The following is a 25,362-nucleotide window of genomic DNA, read 5'->3' as shown; positions in this document are numbered from 1 at the left end:
CGCGACACACATCTGTAGGAGCCGGCTTGAACTGGCGATGCGAGGGTGAAGCTGATGCCGTCTTCGCTGGCAAGCCAGCTCCTACAGGTTTTGCGGGTGTATGTCGGGTTTGCGGTGCGACACACATCTGTAGGAGCCGGCTTGCTGGCGATGCGAGGGTGAAGCTGCTGCCGTCTTCGCTGGCAAGCCAGCTCCTACAGGTTTTGCGGATGTATGTCGGGTTTGCGGCGCGACACACATCTGTAGGAGCCGGCTTGCTGGCGATGCGATGGTGAAGCTGCTGCCGCCATCGCTGGCAAGCCAGCTCCTACAGGTTTTGCGGGTGTATGTCGGGTTTGCGGTGCGACACACATCTGTAGGAGCCGGCTTGCTGGCGATGCGATGGTGAAGCTGCTGCCGCCATCGCTGGCAAGCCAGCTCCTACAGGTTTTGCGGATGTATGTCGGGTTTGCGGTGCGACACACATCTGTAGGAGCCGGCTTGCTGGCGATGCGAGGGTGAAGCTGCTGCCGCCATCGCTGCGATACGGCGACCGACAAGCCAGCTCGAATCAAAGCTGGTATTGGCAAATCAGAAGCTGTATTTGGCCGTCAGCATGTAGTTTCTCGGATTGCCGTAGGTATCGGTGGAGCCCCAGGTCACGTCGTAGCCAATGGCCGAGTAATACGTGCGGTCAAAGATGTTGTTGGCATTGAGTTGCAGGTCAAGGTGCTTGTTGACCTCATAACCGGCCATCAGGTCAGTCACCGCATAGCTGCCTTGTTCAATGCGATAGCTGCCATCGGTGAGCGCCACATCGTTGTACATACGGCTCTGCCAGTAAAGGTTGCCACCGACGCGAAGCTTCTCGAGCGGGCCTTGCAGGCGGTAGACGGTCGAGAGTTTGAACAGATTCTCAGGTTGATCCGGAGTGAAGCGCTGGTTGTTGTTCGCCGGATCCGAATCCTTCTTGTAACGGGCACGGGTATAGGTGTAGCCGGCGCCCACTTGCCAGTTCGGGGACAGGGCACCCTGCAATTCCAGATCAAGCCCTTGGCTGCGTACCAGGCCGGAGGATTCATAACAGGTCATTTCCGGGCAGCCCGCCTGATTGTCGGCGACGCTGGCGCGGTTCTTCTGATCAATCTGGAACACGGCCAGGCTGGCGTTCAGGGCACCGTCGAAGTACTCGCCCTTGATGCCGAGTTCGTAGTTTTCACCCACGATAGGGTCAAGCACCTTGCCGGAAATGTCCTTTGAGGTCTGCGGGGTGAAGATGTCGGTATAACTGGCGTAGACCGAGTAGTTGTCATTGAGTCGATAGATCAGACCCGCGTAGCGCGTGACGTTGCGGGTGACTTTGTAGTCGCCTTCGCCCGTCCGGTTGTCATAGTCATACCAGTCCAGTCGCCCCCCGAGGATCAAGGTCAGCGGGTCGGCAAGGCTCAGCCGCGTGGTCAGGTAGACGCCGTCCTGGCTGGTGACTTCGTGGCTGTCGCCGCTATGCACGAAATCCGGTTTAGGCGCGCCAATGGGCCACGACAGCGCATAGGGACTGTATTCGCGGGTTTGCAGATTGACTTCGCGTCTGCTCGCACCCACCACCAGTTCATGGGTACGACCGAAGGCTTCGAAGGGGCCGCTGGCGAACCCGTCGAACGCCGTCTGGTCTTCCTCGGGTTTCGACTGGTAGGCCGTGGTCGCGAGCGAGCCGGAGTAGCGAGACAGATAAGTGCCGGAGAACACGGCATCCTGCCAGGATTTGGTGGCCGCCAGGTTCAGGCCCCAGCCATTGTCGAAGCGATGCTTGACCTCACCGTACAGGGTGTTGATTTCCTGTTTCTTGTTTTCCCAATCGGTGCCCGGGTAGGTGGAGCGTGGCAAATCCAGATGGTGGCCGTCAGTACCGATAGGAAGGCCGCCCCAGAAGAAGTTGGTCTGGTCTTCCTGACGGGAAAAGCTCAGGGTCGCGGTGGTGTCTTCGCTCAGGTCGGCCTCACCGATCGCATAGAACAAACCGTGATTGGATTCTTCCTTGTCGCGAAAACTGTTCGCATCCTGATAGGTGCCTACCACGCGACCACGCAGAGTGCCGTTTTCGTTCAGCGGGCCCGAAGCGTCAATCTGTCCACGATAGTCATCCCAGCTGCCAGCCGCGCCGGTCAAGGTGACTTGCGGGGTCGCGGTCGGGCGTTTGCGCACCATGTTGATGGCCGCCGATGGATTGCCGCTGCCGGTCACGAGGCCTGTCGCGCCACGAATGATCTCGACGCGGTCGAACATCGCCAGGTTTGGCTGCACACCGACGTTCCATCCTGTGTACGAACTGGGCAGGCCGTCGTACATGATGTTGTCGATGTCGAAACCGCGCGAACTGTAGGTCTGTCGGCCAGGGCCACTCGACTGATTGAGGAACAGCCCCGGAGTTGCCTTGACGACATCGTTGACGCTGGTCATCGCCTGATCGTCCATGCGCTGGCGTGTGATCACTGTCACTGCCTGTGGGGTTTCTCGCATGGACAGCGGCAGTTTGGTGGCGGTCGACATTTCACCCGTGGTGTACGAGCCCGTGCCCTCGGTGGTTTGACCCAACTGGTCGGCGCTGACGTTCACTGCGCCAAGCGTCAAGACATGCTGATCGCTGGATGGCTCATCGGATGCTGCAGTGGTGGTCGCTTCTTGTGCGACTACAAAAGGCGAGGCGCTTGCCAGGGCGACGGCAACGGCGAGAGGGCGGGGCCAAAAAAGTTGCACGCAGAATTCTCCTTACAAAAGGGATTGCAGTTCGTTGAGCAGGAAGTGGGATTTCAGCAGCGGCGGGTGAGCCGTTTTGCGCTACAAGGCGGAGGTGGGGCTTGCACAAAAGCTGATGAGATTACTTGTGATAATCATTCTCAATAGTGTGCCAGATTGGATCCTGAGAAAAAAGCCCTGTTTACCAATTGGTTAACGAAAATTTCACATTCGCAGGGTTTGTCGCAGAGGGGCGGCGAAGGTCCAAGACGTTATCTACAGGGGCGTGCGTCCTCATTTGTAGGAACTGCCTGAGGCTGCGATCTTTTGATCTGGCTTTTTAAAAGATCGCAGCCTCGTTGCACTCGACAGCTCCTACAGGAGGCAATGCGTATTCACCGGTAGACGGGAAAGTACGCGAGGGGAAAGAGGACCGGGAAAGCGGGAAAGAGGGGGAAAGGGCACGGATTTATTTTCCCGCTAGCCTAGCGGCGTTTCATGCAGGTAGATCCATTGGGCGTTGTGGTGATGCATGCCAATGATCGCCACCGAAACCCGTGAGCTTTCGCGCTGGCCGAGGCGATGGGTTTCCTTGTAGCGAATCGCCACGCTGTTGCCTTCCTGCCAGACCGTCTGCAGCTCGCTGATGACGATCTCCAGGCCTGGCTTGGCGCCAACTGCATCTTTGAACATCTGCTCGACCGTCGCCCGGCTGACAATGGCGGCCGAGGTGGTGACCATGGTGAAGTGCTCGGCAAAGGCCGATATCAGTGGTTCCAGCGTGGCCTGGCCCTTACCGTTTGCGTCGGTGAACAGGGTGTGGATCAGCTCGTGCACGTGATGAATGCTGTGGTGCGCCTGTTCAACTATTTTGTTGTGCATGACAGTCCTTTTTTAGTGTTCAACTGACTCAGTTGAAAGAGTGGGCACAGGCCCAGCAGCGCGGCGACGGCAAAGGTCATGTGGTAGGCCTGGGTGGTATCGAAATGCTTCGAGAGCAGGTTGAAAACCATCAGGAAGAAGGCAGCGCCGATGCTGAATGACATCTGTCGGTTGATGTTCCAGATGACACTGGCCTTGTGGGTGTCATAGCCCTCGAAGTCCATCAGCGACGTGGTTTGTGCTGTGTTGGCACCGATGCCGCCGCCGATCCCCATCAAGCTGTAGGCGATGACGATCACCAGAGAGTCTGCGGAATCGTTCACCAGTAACAGGGTGGCAATGCCGGCACTGTGCAAGAGCATGCCGAGGGCAAACAGCCGCTTGGCGCCCATCCTGTTATAGACCCGGCCACAGATCAGCATCGCGATGAATGCGCCGAAGGCATAGAGGATCATGAACATCCCTGTCAGTCGGGCGCTGAAGTGCAGGGTGTTTTGCAGGAAGAAGATGCTCATAAGGTTGACCCCCGTGAACACACCGGGAATCGCGTAATAGATAAAGATGGAGGTGCTGAGTTTTTTGCTTTTGAGCAGGCTCAGTTCAATGATCGGATTTTTGCAGTTGCGGTAGTGCAACCCGTACAGCACGACGAACGTAAAGCCTGCCATGACGAAGAGGGCGGCCAACCATGCCGCAGCGTCACCGCCGTACAACGACAAGCCCATCAGCAGGCTGCCGAGCGCGGCGCTGACCAGTAACAAGCCCATGATGTCGGGTCTGGGCAAATTCGTTGGTCGCGCTTCGTTGATCCAGAACCATGACAGCCATGCCGCGATCAGTGAGAACGGGATATTGCTGTAGAACACCCAGCGCCAGGAGCTGCTGTCGACGATGATGCCGCCTATGGTCGGTGAAATGGCAGGCGCAATCAGGGCAACGGCCATGACCAACGTGGATATTTTCGCCCGCTGCTCGCCCTTGAACAGGTTGAACGTCAGTGCCTGTCCGACAGGAATCAACAGGCCGCCGCCAATCCCCTGGACGAAGCGCCAGATCACCAGCTCGTTGAAACTGTTGGCCAGCCCACACATCCACACGGAGGCGGTAAACACGATCATCGAGACGGTGAGGATTTCCCGACTGCCACAACGACCGGCCAACCAGGTGCTGACCGGAATGATCAGTGTCAGCCCCAGAATATAAGCATTAGCCACCCAGGCAACGTCTGAAGTACTGACGTGCAGCGCTGCCGATATACTTGGTAATGCGACCGCTGACATAAAGATGTTAGTGCAGTCTATAAAAAAGCCGATCAGAAATATCAGTGCAACTTTGTAGCGGTAGGTCATGTTGTTTCCCCTTTGCCGCAAAGCATAGGGTCGGTGGACTTGAACTGTCGATGCGATTATCCTTGAAGCAATGTTTGACGGGATTTGACAGTGAGCCCATATTTCCATGCACACTCATCTTAATCGGGTCCAGACATTCCTGGCCGTGGTCGATTTTGGTTCTTACACCAAGGCCGCCAATTACCTGAACATCAGCAAGGCCATGGCCAGCCTGCACGTCAAGGCGCTGGAGGACGTGCTGTCAGCGACCTTGCTAATTAGAAATACCCGAAATATATCCCTCACGGAAATCGGTCAGGACTTTTATGAAGAATTCAAAGGCATTGTCGCAGACATCGATAATGCCTTCGATAACGTATTGAAAGGGCATGATCGGGTGTCCGGCAAGTTGCGCTTCAGTTCCACCAGTGAATACGGCGAGGCCTATATTCTTCCGTTGATACCGCAGTTTATAGAGCGCTACCCGGAAATAAAAATCTGCTATAATTTCAACTCGTCACTCAATGATCTGGTGGCGGAAAAGTTGGACCTGGTCATCCGTCTGGGCAATTTGGCGGACTCGGCTTTCAAGAGTCGTAAACTGGCCGATTATGAAGTTGTAATGGTGGCTACCGAGGCGTTTCTTGCCCGTCACCCGGTGCAGAATCCTCAGGACCTGAACTCGGTGCCGTGGATCGCCAACAGCAACCTGCAGGCACCGACCCAGTGGACACTGCGCCATCCGCACCTGGGGACTGTCGAGATCAACGGGGTTAATCAGTTTGAATCCAACTCTTCCACGGCCATCCGCTCCATGACCTTGTCGTCCCTGGGTGTTTCGGTGCTGCCCGCTTGGGTGGTCAAGGATGACATCGCCAGCAAGCGGCTGATCCGTTTGCTGCCCGACTATTCGTTGCCCTCGCAGTCAGTCAACGTGGTATTCCCCAATAGCCCGCATTTGCCCCATAAATCGAGGGCGTTCATTGATTTCCTGTTGCTGCATCTGTCGCAGTAAAGCACCCGATAAAAGCCGCTGAATCGAGAGATTCAGGGGCTTTCGTTTACCCGATACCCGCTTGCTGCGGGCGGCGTTCCGACGATGGCGCGTGTGAAATCGCCATCGCCGGCAAGCCGGGCTCCTACAGGTTTTGCGTCAACCCGAATTCCGAACAACGCGCCTCGATCCGTAGGAACCGCAGGTTGCGATCTTTGATCTGGCTTTTAAGTTTCAAAAGTAATATCCAATATTGACGTTCGTCCGGTAGTACCACTCATTACTGCCCACCGAACTGGTATTGGTAAACCCCGTGCCATTCTCCGCGCCGCCATAGGGGTTGGCGTTTTTCGCCCAGGTGAAATCGACCCACGCCATGATCGGCATCGCCAGGAACTGTGCGCCCACGGTGTACATCTGCGAGTCGTCCCAGCCGCTCTCGTCTTTCATCATGCGGCTGTAGTCGTTGTACAGTTTGATCTTCTTCAAGGGCCCCAGTTTCGGCGTCGGGATGTCGTAGGCGACGTTCAGCGAAGCGATGGTGGCCTTGGCGGCAATCAGGTAGGCCGGCGTCAGGCCGTTGCTGCCCATCAGTATTGAATTGTCGCTGACGCCTGCCGGGTTTTTCGGGTCGTATTCGTAGCGAATGCCCTGGCTGCTGACGGTCCACTGGCCGGCGTTGATGATGGCGTGGATGCCGCCGGCCCAGTAGTCACCGTCGTCCCTGGTGGTGGCGTTGTAGAGCTGGGCGGTGGCCAGCGATGCGCCGAGTTCGGTCTTCCAGCCATCGTTGACAAAGGTTCGCGCTAAGCGGGCGTTGAGCTGGTTGTGTTTCTCGTTGTCCTGGCGCGACTGGGTGAAGGGGATGGCATTGTCCTTTAAGTCGGCATAGCGCCCGACTTCCGGCGAGTAGCGGATGTCGGACGGCAACATGCGCGGGAAGTAGCCTAGTTGCAGGTCCCAGTCTTTGTCCTTGTAGCTGTACTTCAAACCGGTGCCGGCGCTGACGCCGTAACCCATGAAGAACGGCAGGTGATAGCTCCAGCCGAATTGCGGATAAGGTTCCAGCCCGAACGGTTTGAACGGTGCGCCCACTTGCAGATTGGAATTGCTGTTGAGTCGATAGCCGACGAAGCCGCGATCGATGGAGCGTTTGCCGTCGTCCTGGAACCAGTAGCCGACATCGCTGTAGAGGTTCTTGTAAGTCGCTTGCACATCGATGCGGAAGGTGTCGAACAGAAACCGCCCATTGTTTTCGGTGGTGTCCCAATGCTCGTCGCGGTAGTTGGTGCGCAAGGCGCCGCCGATGTCCAGGCTGCTCTGGCCGTCATCGCTGCGCCAGGCGATATGCGGAAACGGCTTCTTACCGGTGGTCGAGGTCACGGGGGCGGCAGGGCCGGGTTCGCCGGCGAAACTGACGCAACTGCTGATGATCAGTCCCAGGCCTATAACGTACTTCTTCATGCTGACTCCCCTGCGATGTTGAGCACTGCAAAGTGACCGGCAACACTTTCCCGCTCGCCTTAAAGTGGCAATAAAGGGAAGGCTCATGTGTTGCTCTTATGCAGTGTGTTTTTTTGTTTGGGCTGTTTCGTAGGTAATACGGTGTCTGACCAATGAACCTGTCAGGGATAGAGCAGAAACCATGCCAGTACCGGCCTGGATCGTTGCTTAGTAAAAAATCTAGGTAAAACAATTGTTTATATGGGAAACGCGTTTTTATGTATTGCCTGCGAAACAGCGCGTTCAGGGGGTAACCAAACTGCACGTTAGTTGTGCGGCGATTACTTTCCGCGCATTAAAAAGGCCGGCTAAAAAGCCGGCCTGTTCAAGGGATGAAATAACGCAAAGTGACTACAGGTCGAGTACCAGTCGCCGGCTCTTGCACCCCGAAACACAGACCATCATGGATTTGTTTGCGGCACGTTCGGCTTTGGTCAGCACGCCGTCACGGTGATCGACATCACCTTCCAGGACCCGTGTTTCACACGAACCGCACACCCCCTCGCGACAGCTGTGCTCGATGTCACAACCGGCCTCGAGCAGCACGTCGAGCAAGCTCAGACCCGGCTCGATGGACAACGTCTTGCCGGACTTTTTCAGCTCGACGCTGTAGCTGCTCTGCGCGTCTTCGGACGGCGGCAGTTCGGCCGCGGCAAAACGCTCGATGTGCGCATGGGGATAGCCGAGGCCTTCGCAGGTGCTTTCGAACGCGTCGAGCATCGGCGTCGGACCGCAGCAATAAAAATGCGTGTCGTCGGGCTGGCCAGCCAGGTAGGCGCTCAGGTCTGGCGGCATGCCTTTTTCGTCGTTGAAGTGGTAGACCACCTTGGCGCTCAAGCCGCTGAGTTCTTCCACCAGTGCGGCTTCCTGGCGCGAACGGGCGCAGTAGATCAGCTCGGCGGATTTTCCCAGGGCCAGTAGCTGGCGGAACATGCAGTAGATCGGCGTGATACCGATACCACCGGCCACCAGCACGCTGTGCCTGGCGCTCAGGTCGAGCTGGAAGTTGTTGCGCGGCGACGAGATCGGCAGTTGCATGCCGACCCGCAATTGCCCGTGCACATATTCCGAACCGCCACGGCTGTTGCGATCACGCAGTATGCCGACCACGTAGCGGCCACGGTCGCTCGGCGAGTTGAGCAACGAGTAGCTGCGCACCAGGCCGTTGGGCAGGTGCAAGTCGATATGCGAGCCGGCTTCGAACGGGGCGAACACGGTGTCGCCGTAGGGCCGCAACTCGACGCTGATGATGCCTTCGGCTTCGTAGCGCAAGGTGTGCACGAGCGCGGTGATAGGGGAGGAATGGGACATCGGTCACCTCTTTTCGACAGTTCGCAAATCGACACACACGCCGGCCTGAACTCGATGCACGATCAGGTTCATGGCAACTGCTTCGCGTCGATCAGCTCAAGCTGAGCCTTGGCAGCGTTTTTCAGGTAGCGACGCAGGCGCACCACACCGAGGTCATGCTGGTAGAGGTTCTCCCGCTGGTTGGCGTCCGGTTCCATGAATTCGAGCAGCACCCGATCCTGTTCCAGCACCGCCCAGTGGCGGGCTTCCAGACGGTTTTTGTAGAGGAAGCGCCAGGTGTCGCGCTGCCAGCCGGTCAGTGGCCGGCAACGCCAGTGGAACACTGCCGACAAGGAGGTGCTGCTCGGCGTGTAGCTACCGATGATGGTGAAGTTGCCGCCCGGGCCGCCGGTTTTCGGGTAAGGGATTTCCAGGCGCAGCCAGTGGCAGCTGTCGTCCATGAATTCGGTCCAGTCGAAGTTCACCCCGCGCTGGCCTTCTTTCTCGAAGAAGAAACCCTTGTCGGTGTCACGGGTGACGAATTTGGCGGTGGCTTCGCCTTCACTCATGGAGTGCGACATCTTGTGCAGGTAAGTGCCGTGCATCGGGTCCATGACGTTGTCGATGACATAGCGGTAGTCGCCTTGCCACTCGGCGTAGCACAGGAAGCTGCTCCACTCCGGGGAGCTCAGTTGCTCGGGCAGCACCAGTTCCGGCGGATTTTCAACGTGCGGTTCGACGGCGTTGTAGAGAAAGATTGCGCCGGCGGCTTCACGGGTGTGGAACATGCGGGTCGGGCGGCTGCCTTCGAGTTTGCATCCGGGGCTGCCGGGGACCTTGGTGACGGTGCCATCGCAGCGCACTTCGACGCCGTGGTAAGGGCACTGCAGGCGGTCGCCCAGCACCGGTCCCTGGGACAACGGCGCGCCGCGATGCGGGCAGTGGTCTTCGAGGGCATGCACGCTGCCGTCATTGTCGCGCCACAGGGCGATCTTGTAGCCCAGTCGACGGATCGACACCGGCTTCTCGCCCAGTTGGTCAGACGGCAGGACGGGGAACCAGAGGTTCTTCAAGCCGTTTGCCAGGAGCTGTTCTACAGGATCGACGGTTGTGTTCATGTTCATTTTTTATTTACCTCCGGCGGGTCATTCGCCCAGCCGAGCCATCAGGGTTTTATAGGCGTCTGGTGTCCACTCACCGGTGGTCAGCGGGCAGGGCGGCCCAGCCAGGTTCAGGTGCGCGAGCAGCTCGGGCAACTCGGTCACGCCGTTGCCGAAGGCGCGTTCGATGGAATCGCCGAGCAGATCCTCGAACTGGGTATTGGGGCGTTTACGGGCCTGATGCGGCTCCAGGCAGGGTTCGGTATTACGCATCTCAAGGACCTCCATTGCGTACCCGTTCGCGGATCATTTCGCGCACGGGAATAAAGTCATACGAGGGCATCGGCAAGTTTTCACCGAGGCCCGTGTCACGTTCAGGCCGCGTTCGGTGTCGGCACTGTCCAGGCGTCATAGCCGTAAACCCAATCGGCGTTGCCACCGTCTTTGAGCCATTGATTGCCACGCGAGCCGATCTGGATCTGGCTGGTGCGCTGCAGTCTCGCCTGCTGGTAAGCCTGCAGAGCATCAGCAATCCGAGCCTTGCTGTTCAGCCCCTGCAGATGGCGCGCGAGCACCACGGCATCTTCGATTGCCTGGCCGGCACCTTGAGCCATGAACGGCATCATCGGATGGCAAGCGTCGCCCAGCAGGGTCATCGAACCTTTGGACCAGAACGGCAACGGATCGCGTTCATACAGCGCGGTCTTTAGCACGTCGCTGCAGGCATCGAGCAAGGCACGGGCATCCGGATGGAAGTCCCGATAGTGGCTACGCAATTCATCGGCATCCCCGGCGCTGGTCCAGGACTCTTCATGCCAGCTGTCCTGTGCGGTGGTGGCGAAGATGAAAATGTCCCGGCCTTGATTCAGCGGAAAAGTCACGATCTGGCTTTGCGGGGTCGGCCCCCACCATTTGGTGAACGCCTGAATGTTGGGCACATGCGCGACGCTGTCGGCCGGCACAACGGCGCGGTAGGCGACCACTCCGGTAAAACGTGGTTGCTCATCACCGAACAGCGCATTGCGCACCACCGAATGAATGCCGTCAGCGCCGATCAACAGATCGGTGAGGTGGCGGCTGCCATCCTTGAAGTGCAATTCGATACCGTCTGTGGTTTGCAACACGCGCTCGGCGCGCTTGGCAAACTGCACTTGTTCTTGCGGGAAGACATTGGCCAGTGCGGCCAACAGGTCGGCGCGGTGGATGGTCAGTTGCGGCGCGCCGTATTTCTGTTCGGCGGCATCGGACATTTCCAGGCGCGAGGTTTCCACGCCGCTGTCCCACATCCGGCTGATCCGGTGAGTGGGACGAGCAGCGGGAATACGCACTGCTGGACCGACACCCAAGCCATCCAAGGCATGCACGGCGTTAGGTGTCAGGTTGATGTCGGCTCCGACCCGCAAAAAGGCTTTGGACTGTTCGAACACGGTGACGTTATGGCCGACACGGTGCAGGGCAATGGCGGCGGTCAGTCCACCGATCCCGGCGCCGGCAATGGCGATATTCAGCGAAGACATGTACGACTCCTGCTCAGGACTTGGGTTTATCGGTGAGGAACTTGCCCTTCGGTGCCTCGACGTTTTGCTGGCGGCGGGTATTGCCGTCGATGCCGCCGGCAATCGCCCATTCGGCGAAGACGGTCGGCCCGGGTTCGAAGGTGCGTGGCTGCCATTCGCCGGTCAGTTGGTCTTCGTCGGCGTAGTACTCGACCAGCGCGCCGGCCGGGTTCTTGAAGTACCAGAAGAACGCCGACGACACCGGGTGGCGCCCCGGGCCGATTTCCGTGGCCCAGCCGCTGCGGGAAATGTGCATGCCGCCACCGAACACTTCGTGCACATCGCGCACGGTGAAGGCGACGTGGTTGAGGCCGGCGCGCGGAGCAGGCAGTTGCAGCATGAACAGGTCGTGGTGACCGCCTTCTTCAGCGGTGCGCAGGAACGCGCCGCGATCTGGATAACGGTCCGAGGCCTGGAAGCCGAAGCGTTCGTGATAGAAGGCTTCGCAGGCGTTGACGTCCTTGACGAAAAACACCACATGCCCGACTTCGATCGGCGTGGCGCGTTCGTAGATCGGCGCAGCCTTGTTGATCCGGCCCTTGGTTTGCCAGGTGTTGTGGCCGCTGCACTCGATGTCCAGTTCGCGCTTGCGGGTCACTTGCAGACGGATCGCCAGGCCATTGGGGTCGGTGCAGCCGATACGACCGTTGGCTTCGATGAAGCCCGGGTCGTTGGCGATGCGCTCGCTGTAGAGCTTGAGGTCGGCGTCGCTTTCGACGCCCCAGACCACTTCGCGCACCGTCGAGCCGGGCTCGATGGCCGGCGGCAGGCCAGCCTTGTCGATGTCGGCGAGCACCACGCGGCAACCGTTGAGGGTTTCGAAGATCACCTCGTCAGCCTGCTCGCTGACTTTGCTCAGGCCCCAGTCACTGAAGAACCGTGCGCTGGTCTCCAGGTCTTCGACACCGTAGGTGACTTCATCAATGCCTAAAACGCTCATAACCCCACCTCACGTTGCACACCGGCCCAGGCCAGTGGCTGTTCATTCATGCCCCAATAAAGGCTTTTCTGTTCCATGTACTGCAGGATGCCCAGGCGACCTTTTTCACGGCCCAGGCCGCTGTCGCGCCAGCCGCCGAACGGGGTGGAAATCGAGAACTGCTTGTAGGTGTTGATCCACACCGTACCGGCCTGGATTTTTCGACCCAGGGCCCAGGCGCGCTTGTAGTCGCGGGTCCAGATGCCGGCGGCGAGGGCGTACAGGCTGTCGTTGGCCTGCTCGAGCAATTGCGCTTCGTCGTCGAACGGCATGGCCACCAGCACCGGGCCGAAGATTTCTTCCTGGCACACCTGCTGGCTGTTGTTCAGACCTTCGAGGATGGTCGGCGGATAGTAGTAACCCTGATCAAAAACACCGCCGCTCGGACGCTGGCCTCCGAGCAGCAGGCGCCCGCCTTCAGCCAGCCCGAGTGCCACATAACGTTCCACAGATTCACGGTGAGCGGCGCTGATCAGCGGGCCCATTTGCGTGCGCTCGTCCGCCGGATCACCGGCCCGCAGCTCGGCCGCCGCCGCCACCAGTCGCGCCATGAACGGCTCGTACAGCGCGCGGGCGACGAACAGTCGCGAACCGGCGATGCAGGCTTCTCCCGAAGAACTGAAGATGCCGTACAACACACCGGCCACCGCGTGGTCGAGGTCGGCGTCTTCCAGGACGATGGTCGGCGATTTGCCGCCCAGTTCCAGGGACACTGGCATCATCTTGTCGGCGGCGATGTGGGCAATGTGCTTGCCGGTCCTGGTGCCGCCGGTGAACGACACGCGCTTGACCAGCGGGTGACGAGTCAGCGCATCGCCAAGCAGCGAACCCTTGCCCGGCACCACGCTGAGCAGGCCTTTGGGCAACCCGGCGTCTTCGCAGATGCGCGCCAGCTGCAAGGCCATCAGCGGAGTGATTTCCGCCGGCTTGATCACCACCGCGTTGCCGGCCGCCAGCGCCGGGGCGACTTTCTGCGCTTCGCTGGCAATCGGTGAGTTCCACGGCGTGATCGCGGCGATCACGCCCATCGGATCAAAGACGCTCATGCTGACGAAATCACCCCGGGACGGCGTGATGGTTTCCTCGAGGGTCTCACAGGCCGCAGCGAAGAACTGGAAGGTGCCGGCCGCGCTGGCCACCAGGGCACGGGTTTCGTTGATCGGCTTGCCGTTGTCCTGGCGCTGCAACTGCGCCAGTTCTTCGCTGCGCTCACGGATCAGCTCGGCGATGCGATAGAGCACGCTGGCGCGTTCATGGGGTTTGCGCTGCGCCCAGCCGCTGTGCAGAAACGCCTGGTGGGCGCCTTGCACGGCGTCTTCCACGTCTTCGACACTGGCGGCGTTGAGCCAGGCCACGGCTTCGCCGGTGGCCGGGTAGCAGGTGGCGTAACGCTCACCGCGCCCCAGTCGCCACTGGCCGGCAATGCAGATCGGTAAAGTCTGTTCGAGAGTCATCGCAGTTTCCTAGATCGAAATCGCGTGGGCGTGGTTGCCCAAGGCGCGGACGACGCTGTAGACGGTCAACGCCGAAGTCTTCGGGTTGGCCAGCAGCGGTTTGCCACGCAGGCTCAGTTCGAACCCGCCAAAGGCGCCACGGGCTTCGAAGTGATGCACGTTCTCTTCGCTGAGCGGGTCGGCGATCAGGGTCACATGGGTGCGATCCAGGCCGAGCCCGGCCAGCGACAAGGTCGCGGCGACGTTGGCGTTTTTCGGGTAGAGGCGGGCCGCTTCGCGGGCGCTGCCCTGGAAAATCACCGTGGCTTCGGTGAGGCTGTCCAGGTCGAATGCCTGCTCCGCCGGGGTGTTTTTCCAGGCGCGCGCCGGTTTGCGTCCGGTGTAGTCGACCGAATCCAGGCCGCCGACCTTGGCCGCCGACAAGGCGTCGATGCCGCCGATGGCGCCGGGCAGCAATTCGATGCGGGTCTGACCACGTTCGGCCGCCGCTTCCAGGCGCTCCACCAGGCCGACTTCGGACAGCGCGCCGACCGAGACGATCAGGCAGGCAATGCCCCGCTCCAAGGCCGGCAACACGTGTTCTTCGATGGCCTTGTGGCCGGCGCACTCGACCAGCAAGTCGGGGCGCGCGTCGGCCGGCAAGGCCGTGAGCACCTGCGGCGGTTGTTTGAAACTGGCCAGCCGCTGGCGTACCAGCTCTTCGGAACCGGCCGAGGCGATGACGTAGTCGACGCACAACTGCGGGTCTTTCTCCAGCAGTTCGAGTACGCCGACGCCAATGGCACCGCAGCCGATCATAGTGATATGCAGCATGACGAAGTCCTCAGGCCGTGGCTTTCTGCGCTTTGGTTTCGCTGTTGGGCGGACCGGCGAACTGGGTGGCAAAACTGCCGACGCTGAGCATGTCCACTTCCAGCAGGAACGGGCCGGGTTGCGCCAGCGCACCGTCGACGACCTTGCCGAAATCCTTGAGGTCGGTGACCAGGCCATGGCGCAGGTTCAGCGATTCGGCCAGCTTGGAATAATCCGGCGTGTGCAGGTCGACGTAGCAATGGCGACTGCCGTACACCGCGTCCTGGATGTTGCGGATCACCCCGTAGCGCTGATCGTTCATCAGCAGGATCACCACGTTGGCGTTCTCTTGCACCAGCGTCGCCAGCTCGCCGAGGTTGAGGATGAAACCGCCGTCACCGGCCAGGGCGAAGACCTTGCGCTCAGGTGCGGTTTCCGCTGCCGCCACGGCCGCGCCGATGCCCATCGACAGACCCTGGCCAATGCCACCGCCCAATGCATGCACGCCGGACCGTGGGTGGTACAACGTCAGCAGGCGGTTGCCCCAGATGCTGTTGGACAGCGTGACGTCGCGCACCCAGGAGAAGTTGCGTCCGGTGAGCGCTTGCAGCTGTTCGACCATGGCCGAGTACGGGCCGAGGTCGGCGATCAGTTGCGTGCGGGATTTTTCACGCACTTGCTTGAGCTCGGCGAGGAAGGTCGGGTCGATCTGCAGGCGACCTTCCAGGCGATCGGCCAGGCCTTCGAGCGCCAGCGCCGAATCACCACAGATGAACAGCTCGCTGTTGTAGCTGCGCCCTTCGATGGCCGGGTTGGCGTCGATGCGCAGGGTATTGCGTGGCAGCTTCAGCGCGTACTTGAACGTCTCGTTGCTGCGCAGGCGTGAACCAGCGATCAGCAGGGCGTCGCAGCTTTGCAGGAACTGCTCGACCAGTTTGTTTTGCGAGAAGGCACCGAGGCAGCGTTCGTCATCTTCATTGACCACACCGCGACCCTGGGTCGAGGTGATCACGCCGACGCCCATGTCCAGCAGGCGCTTGACCTGCGGGCCGGCATGCCGCGCGCCGCCGCCGAGCCATAACAGCGGGCGGGTGGCCGTGGCCAGGCGCTCGGCCACCAGGTCCAGCGCTTCCGGTGCAGGCACGGCCACCGGAATTGGCAACGGCGACAGGTCGGTGGGCATCGGGATGAAGGTCGACTGGATGTCGATCGGGATTTCCACGCTCACCGGGCCGGTCGGCGCGGTCAGGGCGGTCTGCACGGCCAGCTTCATGGTGCTGAGTGCGGTTTCGACGCTGCGCACGCGGAACGCCGCCTTGGACACCGCCTTGAGCATGGTCAGCTGATCCCGGGCTTCGTGGATGTAGGCGAAGTCCTGGTCCAGGTACGGCGTTTCGATCTGCCCGGTGATGTGCAAAAGCGGCGTGCCGGCGGTCAGCGCTTCGACCATCGCCCCCGCCGCGTTACCCGCCGCAGTGCCGGTGGACGTCAGGCACACACCCAGGCCACCGGTGGTGCGGGCATAGGCGTCGGCCATGTTGGTCGCGCCGGCTTCACCGCGGGCCATGACGAAGCGGATGTTGCCGCGCACGGCGAACGCATCGAGTATCGGCATGTTGTGGATCGAGATCACTCCGAACGCGGCCTTGACCTCGCATTGCTCGAGAAACGCGGTGATGGCAGCGCCAACGGTGACAGTATTTTCATTACGCATGGCGGGACAGGCCTCCAGAAACATCGATATGGCTGCCTGTGGTGTAAGCCGACAGAGGCGAGGCCAGGAACAGGATTGCGCGGGCCGCTTCGATCGGCAGGCCCAGGCGCCCCAGGGGAATATGTTTGCGTTGTGCCAGCTGGGCGGTCCATTGGCCCCAGTCCAGCTCCCGTTCTTCGCGGGCTTCGAAACGCCGGCGCCATTGCCCGGACTCGACCAGGCCAATGAGGATGCCGTTGACCCGAATGCCATCGACGGCAAATTCGGTGGCCATCGAGCGCACCAGGTTCATCACCCCGGCGCGCGCGGCCGAGGTGGCGACCATGTGCGGTTCCGGCTGGCTGGCCAGCAGCGAGTTGACACAGACGATGGCGGCGTTGGCCTGGCTTTGCAGCTGAGCCTTGAAGGCGCGGACCGGGTTGATCACCGAGAAGAATTTCAGGTTCAGTTCTTCGGTCCAGGCGCTGTCGGTGGTGTCGGCGAAGGTCGACACGCGACCTTGTCCGGCGTTGTTGATCAGCACGCTGGCGGGTCCCAGGGCAGCAAGGCTGGCGGCGGCGAAGGCATTCACCGAGTCGGCGTCCAGGACGTTGCAGACCTGGGCGAGCAAGCGCGCCTGGGGAAAACGTTCACGCAACTGGTCTTCGGCGCTGCGCAGGCGATCTTCGTCGCGACCGCAGAAGGCCACGGCCGCGCCGGCTTCGAGCAGCAGCTCGACACAGGCCAGGCCGATGCCCGATGAGCCGCCGGTGACGATCGCGGTGCTGTCCTGCAGTTGATAGAGACTCATTTCAATCCCTCATCAGGGCCGTTACGCGGTTGTGGCCGTCGTGGCCGGTCGCGCTGTTGTAGTCGAGCAACCGCGACAGTTCGTCGGCGCTGCGCCGTACCTGCAGGAGCAATTCGTTGAAGTTGACGTGGGCGATCTGCGTAGTCGGAATGGTCACGCCCAGCGCCGCGACGATCTGCCCGGATTGATCGCGCACCGGCGCGGCCACCGAGGAAATCGCCGACTCGAAGAAGCCTTCGCCGCTGACAAATCCGCGTTGGCGGTCGGCCTGGACCATGTCGAACAGCTCCATCACGGTCTTTGGCGTGCACGGCGAAAACTGTTCCAGATGATCTTCCGGGTAGAGTTCGCGCAACTCGGCCAGCGACAGGTCTTCGAGCAGGATGCGCCCGAGCACGGTGGCGTGGGCGGGCAGTCGCGTGCCGACGTTCACCGCGCTGGAGAACACTGACGGCGGCGAGACTTTGGCCACGTAGACGATCGAGCGGCCGTCGCGCACCACCAGGTTGCTCGGGTAGTTGAGGCGGTCGCACAGGCGGGCCAGCAGCGGCTGGCCGAGCTCGGTCAGTTCCAGTGAGGCAAGGTATTCGAAGCCCAGGCGCAGCACCGACATGCCGAGGCGGTATTCGTTGCCGCTGCGGGTGACGAAGCCCATGGTTTCCAGCGTCGTCAGCAGGCGAAAGATGGTCGAGCGCGGCAGCGACAGACGCCGGGCCAGTTCCGGCGCGGTCAGCGTGCGATTGCGCCGGCTGAATTCGCACAACAGCAGCAGGCCGCGCTCCAGGCCCGGCACGATGTATTTGTCCTGAGCGTCCTTCAGCAGATCTGAATCGTTCATAGCGATGCACCTGTCAGGGATTCTTCGATGGCGCAGGCCAGGCGGCCCGCCACCACACTAGGTTGTTCGATGGGACTGGCGTGTCCGGCATCGTTGATAAGCTCGAAAGTGCCGCCCAGGGCCTTGGCCAGGGTCTCGCAGCTTTCGGGAACGGTGATGCCGTCGGCGTCGCCGCAATGCACTTCGCAAGGCATGGTCAGCGGTGCATGGCGCAGCAGGTCGTCACCGCACAGCAGCTCGATGGCCTGGCGATAACCCTCGGGATTGAGTCGTGCCATGTTCCATTTCACCCAGGCCTGTGCCTGAGGTCTGGCAGCGGGGGAGAGCATGTGGGCACTGCGTTGCTCGGCCATCTGTTCAATGCCCAGCTGCTCCAGGGCGTGCAGGCGTTTGTCGCGCACTTGCTGGCGCTGCACGGCGCGCGCTGGATGCCCGTAGCCCTGCGCCGGACTGATCAACACCAGGCGGCTGATACGCTGTTGCTGCACGCCGCTGGCGAAAGCGACGGCGGTAATCGCCCCGAGTGAATGACCCACCAGCACGCAGCGCTGGATGCCCAGGGCGTCGAGCATCTGCAGCAGCCGTTCGGCATAATCCGACGCATCCGGAGCCAGGGCTCGCAGCGGCGTCGAATCGCCGTAGCCCGGCGCGTCCCAGGCAATCACCCGGGCGTTGCGGCCCAGTTCCTGCGCCACCGCCAACCACGACGCCGAGCCCGAGCCGATCCCGTGCAACAACACAATGGCCGGCCCGCTTCCGCATTCGCGAAAGGCCTGGCGAGCACCGGCGAGCTCAAGCAGGCGCTGCGGGAAGTGCAGGGCCAGCTGCGCCTGGAGATCGGCGGTGAGCGACGGAGCGTGATGATCGATGGCGTGCGACATGGGCTTATCCGCGCTTGATCGAGGCCAGGGGGTGTTCTGGCGGGTAGGTCGGGGTCAGCGGTTTTTTCGCGCCGAGCATCACGCACATCAACGCGTCTTCATCGCCGATGTTGATCTCTTCGCGGTACACGCCGGGCGGCACGGAAATCACGTCGCGGTCGGTGAGGATGGTTTCGAATCGCTCGCCGTCCTTCTCGATCACCACCTTGAGTTTGCCGCGCAGCACGAAGAACACTTCTTCGACGTCGGTGTGCAGGTGCGGCGGGCCTTCGTGACCGGCCGGAATCACCATGGTCGAGAACGTGAAGTTCTCCGACGGGATGGTGTTCATGTCCGAGGTCACGCCGGTGCCACCGGTGCCGATGTAGCGCATTTGCGCGCGGCGGAATTTCGGGTCGTAGTCGGCCTGGAACTTCAGGGCGTTCCAGTCGTACTTGCGGGTCTCATAACGGGCGATGCGGGTGTTCATCCAGCTTTCCAGATCGCTGCCGGCGGGTTGTTCCCAGCTTTTCGGGGTTTGTTGCTGTGCTGATAAATCGGTCATGGCTGTCTCCAGATCAAGTCAAGGCATGACGAACCCGCCGTTGACCGGCAGGGTTTGTCCAGTGATGAAGCGGGCGAGGTCGGACAGCGCGAACAGCACGGCGCCGCTGACGTCCTCGGGAAGTTGTGGGCGTTGAATCGCCCGTTGATCGTTGTACAAACGGTGGCGCGCCTCGGGCACATAGGCCGTGGCTTCGACCAGCACCAGGCCGGGCGCGATGGCGTTGACCGTGATGTTGTCGGTCCCCAGTTCACGGGCCAGGCTGCGGGTCATGGCGATGATTGCGCCCTTGCTCGCGACATACGCCAGCAGGTTCGGCGCGCCCCACAGCGGGGTGTCGGACGCCAGGTTGACGATGGCGCCCTGGCCGCTGGCGCGCAGGGCCGGCAGGCACGCCTTGGTCATCAACCAGGTACCGCGCACGTTGACTTGCATCACCTGGTCCCAGGTGTCCAGGGTCAGCTCTTCGCAGGTCTTGCCACCGGAATTGGTGATCGAGGCGTTGTTCACCAGTCCGTCCAACCCACCGAGCAAACGGGTAGTTTCGGCGATGCAGGCATCGATCGAATCCGGCTGCGCCAGGTCGACCGTGACGCCATGCACGTCCAGGCCTTCGGCGACCAGTTCGGCGGCCGATTGCTGCACGCGTTCGGCGAGGATGTCGGCGATCACCACCTGGGCACCGGCGCGGCCGATGGCCTGGGCGAAGGCGTAACCCAGTCCGCGGGCGCCACCGGTGACCAGCACGCGGCGGCCTTCGAGCAAGCGATTGAGGGTGGTCATCATTGGGTACTCAACATGGCTTTGGGCATGTAGTGCAGGACGCGTTTTTCGCTCCAGACCACCGCGCCGTAGGCGAGCACACCGATCAGCGTGAGCATGACGATGGCGACGAACACGCCCGCGGTATTGCCTTGGCCTTCGGCATCGACCAGCAGGAAGCCCAGGCCCTGGTTACCGCCGACCAGTTCACCGACGGTGACGCCGATGACGGCCAGGGTCGAAGCAATGCGCAGGCCGGAGAACAGCGCGGCCATGGCCGAGGGGAACTCCACCAGGCGGAAGATCTGCCAGCGGCTGGCGTTCATGGTCCGCACCAGGTTGATCATGTCCGGGTCCACGGTGCGGATGGCCGACAGCACGTTGATCATCACCGGGAAGAACACGATCAGGATGGCGATCAAAATCTTCGGGTAGATGGTGTAGCCCAGCCACATGACGAACAGCGGGGCGAAGGCGACTTTCGGGGCGATCTGCAGCGCCAGGATGTACGGCGACAGCATGGCCTCGGCGGCGGGCGAGAGGCCCAGCGACACGCCGATCACCACACCGAGCAGGGCACCCAGGCCAAAACCGACGATGATTTCGAAGGCGGTGATCAGGGTGTGTTGCCAAAGGCCGCCGCTGTGCCACATCACCAGGCCTTCCTGGGCCACGCGGCTCAGCTGCGGCATGACGAATTCGGGCATGCCGAGCAATCCCGGGCCCCACTGCCAGAGCACCAGGAACAGGATCAGCAGGGCGACGCTGCCGAGCATGGAATTACTGAGGTTTTTCATCGTGTCGTTACCTTGTTGTCACTGGCCGTCATTGCGCGGCTGTTTGGGTGTCGATGAACTGGTTGGTGTACAGGTCGTCGAGCTTGGGCTCCTGGGTGACGATGCCTTCGCTGACATAGAACTGGCGGACCGCTTCGAGTCGCGCCGGATCGATTCGACCCAATACGGTCTGGTTGGCGTAGACATGCTCGACGTAGAGCTTGAAGATCTTCTCCAGCGAGTCTTCCTTGCCGGCATAGGCGGGCACCGCCTTGGCAAAGGTCACGGCGGCAGCCCGTGGGTCGGCAATGATGTCGCGCATGCCCTGCAGGGTTGCCTGGACCGCGCCGCGAACGATATCCGGGTGATTCTTGATCGCGTCGTCGGAGGCGAGGATCGACTGGGCCATGCTTTCGAAAATCTGCGACTGCGGTATCAGCTTGATCTTCAACCCGGCTTCTTCGGCGTTGACCACCCAGTCCGGCACACCGGCCATCGCCTCGGCTTTGTTGGCCGAGAACAATTGCCAGACACCGGCCGGGCCGGCGGCCTGGATGTTCACATCGTTCTTGCTCAGGCCAGCTTTGCGCAGGGAGGCGAGCAGGGCGTAGTAGGTGGTGTCCGAGTAGGACATCACCGTCATGGTCTTGCCCTTGAGGTCGCTGATGGAGTTGATGTTTTGCTCGGCATTGGTGGCGATCATGGTCACGCCGCCGGCACCCAGCACCGCGACCGCGCGCACCGGAATCCCGTTGGCCCGCACCACGATCGGGGTATCACCCAGGGCACCGCCGAGCATGGCGTTACCGGCGCCGATCTGTTTTGCCACGTCCACGCCACCCTTGGCGGCGATGAACTTCATGTTCAGGTTCTGGGCGGCGTAGTAACCCTTCTGCTGCGCGATGATCCACGGAGCGAAAGCCGGCAGGTTCGGTGGCGCCGGCAACAGGTAAGTCACGTCGGTCGACTGCGCCTGGGCGGCGAAGGCCATGCCCAGGCCGAGCGTGATGGCGGTGACCTGGCTGAAGCGTTGAAACAGAGACTTGAACATGCGTACTCCTAATCGGTTGCGTGCCTACAGGCGTGATCAATGCAGTTCGGTGTGTTCGCTGACTTGCAGCAACTCCATCAGGCGACCCACCAGCGGGCCGATCTCCGGCAGCTTGCGGCGCTCCAGCGGGTTGTCGCGAAACGGCAGGTCGATGTTGATTTCTTCGATGATGGTGCCGGGGCGGGCGCTCATGACCAGCAGCCGGTCAGACATGGCGATGCCTTCGATCAGGTCATGGGTAATGAACAGCGCGGTTTTCTTTTCATCGAACAGCATCCGCGCCATGTCCTGTTGCAGGATCATCTTGGTCTGCGCATCCAGCGCCGAGAACGGCTCGTCGAGGAACAGCACCTGCGGGTCGACGGCCAGGGTGCGGGCCAGGGCAGCGCGCTGGCGCATGCCGCCCGACAGCTGGAACGGGTAGTGGTCGGCAAAGCCTTGCAGGTGGCAACGATCGAGCAGATCTTCAGCCACGGCCTGACGCCTGGCGGCCCCCACACCTTGGATTTCCAGGCCCAGTTCGACGTTGCGGCGAATGCTGCGCCACGGCATCAACAGGTCTTTTTGCAGCATGAAGGCGACCTGGCGGACCGGGCCGGTGACCGCTTCACCGCCGACGAACACTTCGCCTTCGGAAGGGCGGTAGAGGCCGGAACCCATATTGAGGATGGTGCTCTTGCCGCAACCGGAAGGGCCGATGATCGACACCACTTCACCACGGCGAATCTTGAAGTTGACCCCGCGAATGGCGAACGGCGCTTCGGGTTTTCCCTTGGCCGGGAAACATTTGCCGACATTGCGGAATTCAATCTCGGTGGGCTCCAGATCTTCCTTGGGAGCGGGTTTGTTCCATTGCGGGGCGACGGCGTACATCTCTTTCACAGCCATTGGGAAGGGTCTCTGGTCTGTTTTATAGGTGATACGGCGTTTAGTGCATGAACAATGCCAGAGATTGGCAAGGTCCTTATTTTGTTTAAAAAGCGTTTTAAATTAATGATTTAGCTATTAATCTGAAAATTATCGACGTTTCATATATGAAACGTGGTTTCTTGTATGGCACGAAATTGCACATCGATCGTGCGAGGCTCGGGGATTTGCGAGGAGGTGGTGCTTTTTCAGGTAACGCTGAGGGTGGGGAAACGAGGAATTTGTTTTAAATGCGAAACGGACACAGGCCACTGTCGCCCTGCATCGCGCTGGGCTCTGCAAGGCGGATCGAAGTGGTGTGGCGTTTTAGAGTTTGACATCCAGGCGAATCAAATCCGGCCCTTGCTGCCGTTCGATATACGCAGCCACGCCGTCACCGATTCTCTGGAAACAAAGGTCGACGCAGTGCTCATTGAATCTCAGCTTGCGCACTTCCAGGCGATCGATGCCAATGGGAAGATGGGGGTGTCGAATGACCACACGGCGAGCTGCAGCATCAATGGTAATCCCCAGGCAGGCGTGCAGGAGCATGAACACTGAGCCAGCTGCCCAGGCCTGAGGTAAACAGGCCACCGGGTAAGCGACGGGTGTCTCACCGGGGGCGCGCTTGAATCCGCAAAACAGCTCCGGTAATCGCATGCCGAAGAAGGCAGCCGCTTCGAACATTCCGCTCAGCAATCGGACAGCGCCAGTGTGTTCGCCGTATCGACTGATACCTTCTGCACACAGGGCGACATCGTGAGGCCAGACCGATCCATTGTGATAAGACATGGGGTTGAAGCGGATGGCCCCCGTTTCCAGCGTCCTGACGCCCCAGCCATTGTAGAAGGCGTTAGTGAGAAGTTGCTGTGCAACGGCCTTGCCTCGCTCAGCCGAAGGTAAGCCGGTAAACAGCAGATGACCCACGTTTGAGGCCCTCACTTCGCAACGCTCGCCGTTTCCGTCAAGGGCGAGTGCATAAAATTGCCGATCCTTCATCCAGAAGCAGCGTTCAACCGCCTCACGTAATTTGTTTGCACAGGTTTGCCAGTGTTCCGCTGCCTGGTTATCGCCTCGGCGCCTGGCCAATGTGCTCATGCTCAAATAAGCGCGCCAAGCGTAGCCCTGCACTTCCACCAACGCGATAGGCCCTTCAGGCGAGCGACCATCCTGGTGGAAAATGGAATCGTGGCTGTCTTTCCAGCCCTGATTGGCCAAACCGGTGAGTTCCCCTCGCTGGTAAGTGATAAAACCTTCGGCATTCCTTGATGCATTGTTTTCCATCCATGACGTTGCCAGTTCAAGTGCCGGCCATAGCACCTCGATGAGCGCCAGATCTTCGGTGCGTCGTACATAGGCGCCGGCCAACATCAGGAACAAGGGCGTTGTATCGACGCCTCCGTAATAGCGAGCAAAGGGTAATTCGTTGAGTCTCGACATTTCCCCCTGCCGCGTCTCATGCATGATCTTTCCCGGTTCGGCATCACGGAATGTCGAGGTTTCGGTGGCTTGATGCGCGGCCAGGTAGGCGAGTACTCCGCGCGCCAGGGAGGGGTTAAGCCACAGGGATTGATAGGCCGTGATGATGGCGTCACGTCCGAACGGCGTGGAGTACCAGGGAACGCCGGCATACGGATAGGGGCCAGTCGGAAGGTCTGCCGTCAGTAAGGCCAGGTCGGCACGGGATTTATTGAGCCAGGCCTGGAACAAGCGACCTGAAGCTATGATGCGCGCGCCTCGTTGTTCTTTGTTGCGCATTGCACGGCAAGCCAGAGCGGCAGCGGATCGATAGCGCTGACGCCCCGGCTGCATGATGCTTGAACCGACCTCAATATAAAGCTCATGGCTTTTATGCGGGCCTATTTCAATTTGAAAGCTGGCATTGTCGCCGTTGATGTGCGTTGGCTCGGTGCAAAAGCTGATCGCCATGCTGCGCGGCTGTTTGTCCAGGCCCTCGTAGCACACGACGACCCCTTGCCTGGATACCTGCGGCTCGGAGAGTGTGCCGCGCAAAGGCCGGCTTTGACCGCGAACCTCGAACATATCCCGGAAGTCGCCGGCGAAACGCAAATTGATCGGCAACAGACTGGGTTGATCACTGTAATTGAACAGGCTGATGCACTCGAACATGCGTTCCTCCCAAAGGAAACGCTTGCGTCCGATATGGATAACGCCCTGTGGCGTGGTTTCTTCGCCTAACAGGGGCAGGGGATGATTGGTTAAATGAGAGATGAAGTAGACGTTGTCCTGGCTGACTGACGCGGACAGCAGGGATGGACGTTGTCCAGCGACACTCAACTGGTAGACGGAAAGGAGTCGGGTGTCGTGATGGAATAACCCTACGGCACCAGGCTCGATGTCACCGAATGCGTTGGCCACCAGGTAGGTGTTATGGTCGACCAGCACAAACAGGTTTTGAGCGCCTGGCTCATTGACGAGGGGGACTTGTTGCGGGGATTCAGGAGTACCGGATGTGATTGTCATGGGATTGGCCTGAAGGCATCGCGAGT

21 protein-coding genes and 1 pseudogene are annotated in these 25,362 nt (G+C 60.6%); 1 reads left to right on the top strand and 21 read right to left on the bottom strand.

The window, feature by feature from the left end; translation table 11 throughout:
• Positions 1 to 570: 570 nt before the first annotated feature.
• The 3 genes and pseudogenes from ACM6I6_RS29030 to ACM6I6_RS29020 all read right to left on the bottom strand — a co-directional run bounded on the left by ACM6I6_RS29030 (position 571) and on the right by ACM6I6_RS29020 (position 4,943).
• Positions 571 to 2,691, bottom strand: a complete 2,121-nt coding sequence (locus ACM6I6_RS29030; RefSeq protein ID WP_406591141.1) for a TonB-dependent siderophore receptor — start codon at positions 2,689 to 2,691, stop codon at positions 571 to 573.
• Positions 2,692 to 3,192: 501 nt separating this feature from the next.
• Entirely contained in the window at positions 3,193 to 3,594 is a 402-nt protein-coding gene (locus tag ACM6I6_RS29025; RefSeq protein ID WP_414921141.1) for a DUF4440 domain-containing protein, read from the bottom strand.
• Positions 3,575 to 4,943, bottom strand: a pseudogene (locus tag ACM6I6_RS29020) (MFS transporter). Before ACM6I6_RS29020 ends, ACM6I6_RS29025 begins: the two are co-directional and overlap by 20 nt.
• A gap of 106 nt (positions 4,944 to 5,049) precedes the next feature.
• On the opposite strand from ACM6I6_RS29020, the gene ACM6I6_RS29015 reads away from it, so the two are divergent.
• Entirely contained in the window at positions 5,050 to 5,937 is an 888-nt protein-coding gene (locus ACM6I6_RS29015) for a LysR family transcriptional regulator (protein WP_274076415.1), read from the top strand.
• Between the two features lie 213 nt (positions 5,938 to 6,150).
• Here ACM6I6_RS29015 and ACM6I6_RS29010 read toward each other — a convergent pair whose 3' ends face one another.
• The 18 genes from ACM6I6_RS29010 to ACM6I6_RS28925 all read right to left on the bottom strand — a co-directional run bounded on the left by ACM6I6_RS29010 (position 6,151) and on the right by ACM6I6_RS28925 (position 25,336).
• Positions 6,151 to 7,380 (bottom strand): hypothetical protein, encoded by a 1,230-nt coding sequence (locus tag ACM6I6_RS29010; protein WP_414921140.1) that lies wholly within the window; start codon positions 7,378 to 7,380, stop codon positions 6,151 to 6,153.
• Positions 7,381 to 7,770: 390 nt separating this feature from the next.
• On the bottom strand, positions 7,771 to 8,730 hold the full coding sequence (locus tag ACM6I6_RS29005; RefSeq protein WP_008054889.1) for a PDR/VanB family oxidoreductase: 960 nt from the start codon (positions 8,728 to 8,730) through the stop codon (positions 7,771 to 7,773).
• 68 nt (positions 8,731 to 8,798) lie between these two features.
• Positions 8,799 to 9,833 (bottom strand): Rieske 2Fe-2S domain-containing protein, encoded by a 1,035-nt coding sequence (locus tag ACM6I6_RS29000; RefSeq protein ID WP_406591123.1) that lies wholly within the window; start codon positions 9,831 to 9,833, stop codon positions 8,799 to 8,801.
• 21 nt (positions 9,834 to 9,854) lie between these two features.
• Entirely contained in the window at positions 9,855 to 10,082 is a 228-nt protein-coding gene (locus tag ACM6I6_RS28995) for a recombinase-like helix-turn-helix domain-containing protein (RefSeq protein WP_274076418.1), read from the bottom strand.
• A 101-nt stretch (positions 10,083 to 10,183) separates the two neighbouring features.
• Positions 10,184 to 11,326 carry an FAD-dependent monooxygenase gene (locus tag ACM6I6_RS28990; protein ID WP_414921139.1) on the bottom strand — a complete coding sequence of 381 codons (1,143 nt, stop codon included), beginning with the start codon at positions 11,324 to 11,326 and terminating at the stop codon, positions 10,184 to 10,186.
• A 13-nt stretch (positions 11,327 to 11,339) separates the two neighbouring features.
• Complete coding sequence (locus ACM6I6_RS28985) at positions 11,340 to 12,305, bottom strand: VOC family protein (protein WP_414921138.1); 966 nt, start codon at positions 12,303 to 12,305, stop codon at positions 11,340 to 11,342.
• Positions 12,302 to 13,798, bottom strand: coding sequence for an aldehyde dehydrogenase (locus tag ACM6I6_RS28980; protein ID WP_414921137.1), 1,497 nt, complete (start codon positions 13,796 to 13,798; stop codon positions 12,302 to 12,304). Before ACM6I6_RS28980 ends, ACM6I6_RS28985 begins: the two co-directional genes overlap by 4 nt.
• Before the next feature lie 9 nt (positions 13,799 to 13,807).
• Entirely contained in the window at positions 13,808 to 14,611 is an 804-nt protein-coding gene (locus ACM6I6_RS28975) for an aspartate dehydrogenase (RefSeq protein WP_274076422.1), read from the bottom strand.
• Positions 14,612 to 14,621: 10 nt separating this feature from the next.
• Complete coding sequence (locus ACM6I6_RS28970) at positions 14,622 to 16,304, bottom strand: thiamine pyrophosphate-binding protein (RefSeq protein ID WP_323628629.1); 1,683 nt, start codon at positions 16,302 to 16,304, stop codon at positions 14,622 to 14,624.
• Positions 16,297 to 17,094: an SDR family oxidoreductase gene (locus ACM6I6_RS28965; protein ID WP_408600315.1), complete on the bottom strand. Its 798-nt coding sequence runs from the start codon at positions 17,092 to 17,094 to the stop codon at positions 16,297 to 16,299. The genes ACM6I6_RS28970 and ACM6I6_RS28965 overlap by 8 nt, the downstream gene beginning before the upstream one ends.
• A 1-nt stretch (position 17,095) precedes the next feature.
• The gene (locus tag ACM6I6_RS28960; protein ID WP_008054905.1) at positions 17,096 to 17,932 is read right to left on the bottom strand and encodes an IclR family transcriptional regulator; all 837 of its coding nucleotides are present in this window, start codon (positions 17,930 to 17,932) and stop codon (positions 17,096 to 17,098) included.
• A complete protein-coding gene (locus tag ACM6I6_RS28955) occupies positions 17,929 to 18,813 on the bottom strand; it encodes an alpha/beta fold hydrolase (protein WP_414921136.1) in 885 nt (294 codons plus the stop codon). The genes ACM6I6_RS28960 and ACM6I6_RS28955 overlap by 4 nt, the downstream gene beginning before the upstream one ends.
• Positions 18,814 to 18,817: 4 nt before the next feature.
• Complete coding sequence (locus ACM6I6_RS28950) at positions 18,818 to 19,357, bottom strand: cupin domain-containing protein (protein WP_274076426.1); 540 nt, start codon at positions 19,355 to 19,357, stop codon at positions 18,818 to 18,820.
• A gap of 18 nt (positions 19,358 to 19,375) precedes the next feature.
• A complete protein-coding gene (locus ACM6I6_RS28945) occupies positions 19,376 to 20,143 on the bottom strand; it encodes an SDR family oxidoreductase (protein ID WP_323607710.1) in 768 nt (255 codons plus the stop codon).
• Positions 20,140 to 20,916 carry an ABC transporter permease gene (locus ACM6I6_RS28940; protein WP_274076428.1) on the bottom strand — a complete coding sequence of 259 codons (777 nt, stop codon included), beginning with the start codon at positions 20,914 to 20,916 and terminating at the stop codon, positions 20,140 to 20,142. The genes ACM6I6_RS28945 and ACM6I6_RS28940 overlap by 4 nt, the downstream gene beginning before the upstream one ends.
• Before the next feature lie 28 nt (positions 20,917 to 20,944).
• Positions 20,945 to 21,946 carry an ABC transporter substrate-binding protein gene (locus ACM6I6_RS28935; RefSeq protein WP_274076429.1) on the bottom strand — a complete coding sequence of 334 codons (1,002 nt, stop codon included), beginning with the start codon at positions 21,944 to 21,946 and terminating at the stop codon, positions 20,945 to 20,947.
• Between the two features lie 36 nt (positions 21,947 to 21,982).
• Entirely contained in the window at positions 21,983 to 22,819 is an 837-nt protein-coding gene (locus ACM6I6_RS28930; protein WP_414921146.1) for an ABC transporter ATP-binding protein, read from the bottom strand.
• A 360-nt stretch (positions 22,820 to 23,179) separates the two neighbouring features.
• Entirely contained in the window at positions 23,180 to 25,336 is a 2,157-nt protein-coding gene (locus ACM6I6_RS28925) for a glycogen debranching N-terminal domain-containing protein (protein WP_414921135.1), read from the bottom strand.
• Positions 25,337 to 25,362: the final 26 nt, after the last annotated feature.

It is taken from the genome of Pseudomonas sp. IT-P218, assembly GCF_949767605.1.
Taxonomy (GTDB): Bacteria; Pseudomonadota; Gammaproteobacteria; order Pseudomonadales; family Pseudomonadaceae; genus Aquipseudomonas; species Aquipseudomonas putida_AE.
The sequence above is the reverse complement of the archived record's forward strand: the minus strand, read 5'-3'. Positions and strand labels throughout refer to the sequence as shown.